Source organism: Escherichia sp. AM3, from assembly GCF_032029835.1.
Taxonomy (GTDB): Bacteria; Pseudomonadota; Gammaproteobacteria; order Enterobacterales; family Enterobacteriaceae; genus Escherichia; species Escherichia coli.
Genome location: NZ_JAVUPQ010000443.1, coordinates 1 through 769, shown reverse-complemented (window position 1 = coordinate 769; position 769 = coordinate 1). Strand labels below are relative to the sequence as shown.

1 pseudogene is annotated in these 769 nt (G+C 48.8%); it reads left to right on the top strand.

Features of this window, described 5'->3' with window-relative positions:
- A pseudogene (pdeB, locus tag RTW80_RS26475) lies at positions 1–741 on the top strand (cyclic-guanylate-specific phosphodiesterase PdeB); the annotation flags it as partial.
- Positions 742–769: the final 28 nt, after the last annotated feature.

Here is a 769-nt window from a genome sequence, read left to right as displayed (position 1 = left end):
CCGCATCATCGGCTGCAGGATGCTATCGAAAATCGTGATATTTGCGTGCACTATCAGCCGATTGTCTCCTTAGCCAATGGCAAAATTGTCGGTGCTGAGGCACTGGCGCGCTGGCCGCAGACAGACGGTAGTTGGTTGTCACCAGATAGTTTTATTCCGCTGGCACAGCAAACGGGCCTTTCTGAGCCATTGACGCTACTGATTATAAGAAGCGTCTTTGAAGATATGGGCGACTGGCTGCGTCAGCATCCACAGCAGCATATTTCGATCAATCTTGAATCCCCCGTGCTCACCTCGGAAAAAATCCCGCAATTGCTGCGTGACATGATCAATCACTATCAGGTTAATCCCAGACAGATCGCGCTTGAACTCACTGAACGCGAGTTTGCCGATCCGAAAACCAGCGCCCCGATAATTTCTCGCTACCGGGAGGCGGGCCATGAAATTTATCTTGATGATTTTGGTACGGGGTATTCAAGTTTAAGTTATTTACAGGATCTGGATGTCGACATTCTGAAGATCGATAAATCTTTCGTTGATGCGCTGGAATATAAAAATGTCACGCCGCATATCATCGAAATGGCAAAAACACTGAAACTGAAAATGGTAGCGGAGGGAATCGAAACCAGTAAACAAGAAGAGTGGTTACGCCAGCATGGCGTGCACTACGGTCAGGGCTGGCTCTACAGCAAGGCATTACCGAAAGAAGATTTCTTACGCTGGGCCGAGCAACATTTGTGAATTTTTGGGCTGACGGCACGCCGCACAG